The sequence below is a fragment of the Rhizobacter sp. P3_B12 genome (assembly GCF_056402895.1).
Window position 1 is genome coordinate 1 of the sequence record NZ_JBFUGN010000597.1, and the last position, 3834, is coordinate 3834.

Genomic DNA, 3834 nt, shown 5'->3' on the forward strand with positions numbered 1-3834 from the left:
TGCCAGACCATCCCCACCGCGAACCCTTCCACGGGAAACGGCGGCTCGACGAGCAGCAGCCTGTCCCCTCGGTCTCGCACCAGAAGCTCCGGCACCAGGGCCACGAAGTCGGACCCCGCCACGATCTCCGGCACGAACAGGAACGAAGCCGCCGACAGCACCACCTTGCGCTTGTGCCCCAGCGCCGCCAGCGTGCTGTCCACCGGCGTGACGAAGTCGGCCCCGCGCAGCGAGACGATCACGTGCTCCAGCTGCGCAAACTGCGCGACCGAGATCTTGCGCCGCAGCCGTGGATGGTCCCGCCGGCCGATCAGCACATAGCGCTCATCGAACAGGTGCCGCGTCCGCAGGCCCGGTGGCGCGACCTCCGGCGTCATCAGCGCCAGGTCCACGTCGCCCCGCGCCATCTGCGCTTCCAGCTGCGGCAGGTCCAGGTTGCGCAGCGCCACGCGCACGCCGGGTGCCCGGGTGCGCAGCTCCACGACCAGCGGCTTGACCACGGCCGCCTGCAGGTAGTCCGTGCAGGCGATGGTGAAGGTCAGCTCCGCCTTGGCCGGGTCGAAGTTCCGGTGCGTGGCGAYGGTGGCGCGCACCAGGTCCAAGGCCTGGCGCAAGGGGTCCAGCAGCTCGATGGCCTTGGCGGTCGGCGTCATGCCGCGTTGCGCAGGGATGAGCAACGGGTCGTCGAACGCGTCGCGCAGGCGGCTCAACTGCGCGCTGACCGCCGGTTGACTCAGGTGCAGGCGGGCGGCCGCCTTGGTCACGTTCTGCTCCACCAGCAAGGCCTCCAGCGTGACGAGCAGGTTGAGGTCGAGGCGCATGCTATCCATGCCATGGATAGTAGCCAAACAAAGCCTCGATTTCACAGATGGTTCGCGACTGCCGAGACTTGCGCCATCGCCCTACCGGCACCACCGATGAAGAGTGAATCGATGCAGAAGAAGGTCTTGATCGTCCATGCGCACCCCGAGCCCACATCGCTGACCCGCCAGCTCGTGGAGGTGTCCTTGCAAACGCTGCGGCAGCAGGGGCACGAGGTGCTGCAGTCGAATCTGTACGACATGCGCTGGAAGGCCGTGTTCGACGAACACGATTTCCCCAGCCGGGCCGACCCGGATCGCCTGTCGTTCATTTCGGAGTCCGGGCACGCCTATTTCGGTGGACATCAGGTCGTGGACATTGCCGCCGAGCAGCAGAAAGTGCTGGCTGCCGATGCGGTGCTCTTCCAGTTCCCGCTCTGGTGGTTCGGCATGCCGGCCATCATGAAGGGCTGGGTGGACAGGGTGTGGGCCTACGGCCTCGCGTACGGCTACCGGAACGCGGGCAACCAGTACCGCTATGGCGATGGTGCCTTCAAGGGCAAGCGGGCGATGCTCGCCGTCGCGGTCGGCGGCCCGGCCAGGGATTATTCGCCGCGGGGCATCAACGGGCCGCTCGAGCAGTTGCTCTTCCCCATCACGCACGGCTCGCTCCATTTCCCCGGCTTCGACGTGCTGCCCACCTTCGCCGTCTATGGCACGGGACGCATCGCTGCGGAGGAGGTCGCTGCGGCCAGGCAAGCCTGGCGCTCGCGCGTCGAACGTCTCTTCGAAGAAGCGCCCATCCCCTTCCGGCCGCAGAACGGTGGCGACTATCCGGACGGCCACGTCCTGGYGGCTCATGTCGCGGCCGGCCAGAGCGGACTGGTGGCGCACATCGCGGATGCGGAGGCGGACATCAGCGCCCGTGACGCGCGTTCGGCAGGAACCGATCCGTGCCTCAGGTGCTGATGCCTTAGCGGTCGGCGTTCTCCGCGGGGGGGCGCCCGCGCCGGAATGCATCCCACCAGTGCCAGGTCTGCGCGGCCGCATCGTAGGCGGTGCGGCCGGGCACCCGGAGCTCCACCTCGGTGCCGCGCCCGATCGTGCTGCGGACCTCCAGTTGCCCACCGATGATGCCGGCGCGCTCGCGCATGCCTGGCAACCCGAAGTGGCTGGCGGGCTGCTGGCCCGCGATCGTCGCCGCTTCGATGCCTTTGCCGTCGTCGGCGATCGTCAGCCGGAACTGCCGCACGCCGTAGTGCAGCGTGACGGTGATGTGCCGTGCCTCGGCGTGGCGGAAGCTGTTGCGCAGCGCCTCGCCGGCGATGCGCCACGCCTCCTCGCGCACGAGCGGGTTCAAGTGGCGCGTCGCTCCGTCGACCGCGACGCCGGCGACAGGCGCGTTGGCCGCCGGATGGGCGTTGGTCAAGTCGGCGCCGATCGCAGCGATCGCCTCGGCGAGGTCATTGACCTCGACCGTCGAGCTGCGCAGGCCCTGCACGGCCTCGCGCCCTTCGACGATCGCCGACTCTGCACGCTCGAGAGCGAGCTCGAGCCGCTGTTTCGCTTCGAGCGGCCGCTCCGGCAGGGCGTTGAGGGCCGTACGGAACCAGAGCAGCGACGCCTGATAGGTCTGCAGCAGCGTGTCGTGCAGCTCGCGCGCGATGCGTGCACGCTCGCCGAGCCGCGCATAGAGCGCGATCGCGAATCGGCGGTGCAACTGGCGCACGCGCAAGCGGTACGCGAGCCAGAGCGTCGTGAGCAGCAATGCGGCGGYGAGGACCCGGAAATACCACGTCGCATACCACGGCGGCGGAACGCGGATCCTGAGCGCGAGCTCGCTGTCGCTCCAGTCTCCGCGGGCGCCGCGCGCCTGGACCAGAAACGTGTAATTGCCCGTCGGCAGCATCGTGTACGTCGCGCTGCGCCGGGCGCTGTCCGTCTCGTTCCATTTCGTCTCCAAGCCCTCGAGCCGGTACCGGTAGCGCGTGCGCGCCGGATCGGCATAGTTCAAGGCGGCGAAGTCGAACGACACGATGCTGCGCGATTCAAGCTCCAGCGAAGCAGYGGACCAGATGGGCCGCATCAGCGGCGCGCTTCCGGGCAGCACCGGTTCGCCGAACAAGCGAAAGCCGGTCAAGAACACCGGCAGCGCGAGCTGGCGCTCGACGACCTGCCCGGGGAAGAACGCCACCAGCCCCTTCTGCGAGCCGAAGAACATCTCCCCGCTGGAGCTTTGGGCGGCGACCACGGGCGCAGCGAACCGATCGCTCAACAGGCCATCCGACGCGTGATAGTTCGTGAAGGTCTCGGCGTGCGGATCGAAGCGCGACAGCCCGTTCGGGGTGCTGACCCACAGGCGTCCGTCGTCTTCCTCCAGGATGCCGAGCACCGTGTCCGCGGGAAGCCCGGAGCGCGAGTCGTACGCCTTGAATGTCGCGTCGCGAGGATCGAGCTTGCCCAGCCCGCGGAAGGTCGCGGCCCACACCGTGCCCGCGCGGTCGACGTGAACCGAATTGACGCGGTTGTGGCCGGGCGGCTGCGCGGCACGGAGCTCGGTGGCGAAGACCTTGAAGGTGCCTTCGCGGGGATCGAAACGGTGCACGCCGCGTGACGACGTCGCCAGCCACAGCACACCGCTCGCGTCCTCCGCGATCGAGCGGTACTGGACCAGGCTTTTCGGTTGCGGGCTGAAGGTCGAGAACTGCTCCGTCGCGGGCTCCCAGCGGCTCAGGCCGAAATCCGTCGCGGCCCACAGGCTGCCGCCGCGATCGACCCGCAACGCCGTGACCCGGTTGTGGTTCAGCGATCGCGGATTGGATRCATCGTGGGCGTAGGTCGTGGTCCGGCCCGAACCGGGATCGAAGCGAACGAGACCGTTGCTGCTCGTGCCGAACCACAGGGTGCCGGAGCGGTCCTTCGCGATCGCGCTGACCCCTCGCGCGAAGGCCGGCCGGTCGACCTGCGTGACCTGACCCGTCGTGCGGTCGACACGGTTCAAGCCGCGCTCGGTGCCGATCCACAGGGTGTCCGG

At 68.7% G+C, this 3834-nt stretch carries 3 protein-coding genes; 1 reads left to right on the plus strand and 2 read right to left on the minus strand.

Going from position 1 to position 3834, the window contains the following annotated elements; genetic code table 11:
- A partial coding sequence (locus AC1D01_RS24410; protein ID WP_477870954.1) for a LysR family transcriptional regulator occupies positions 1-821 on the minus strand: 821 nt, incomplete at its 3' end.
- A gap of 111 nt (positions 822-932) precedes the next feature.
- Between AC1D01_RS24410 and AC1D01_RS24415 the strand changes: the two genes are divergently transcribed.
- Positions 933-1769: an NAD(P)H-dependent oxidoreductase gene (locus AC1D01_RS24415; protein ID WP_477870956.1), complete on the plus strand. Its 837-nt coding sequence runs from the start codon at positions 933-935 to the stop codon at positions 1767-1769.
- Between the two features lie 4 nt (positions 1770-1773).
- Here AC1D01_RS24415 and AC1D01_RS24420 read toward each other — a convergent pair.
- Positions 1774-3834 (minus strand): sensor histidine kinase (locus AC1D01_RS24420; protein ID WP_477870958.1); only part of this gene is annotated, 2061 nt, incomplete at its 5' end.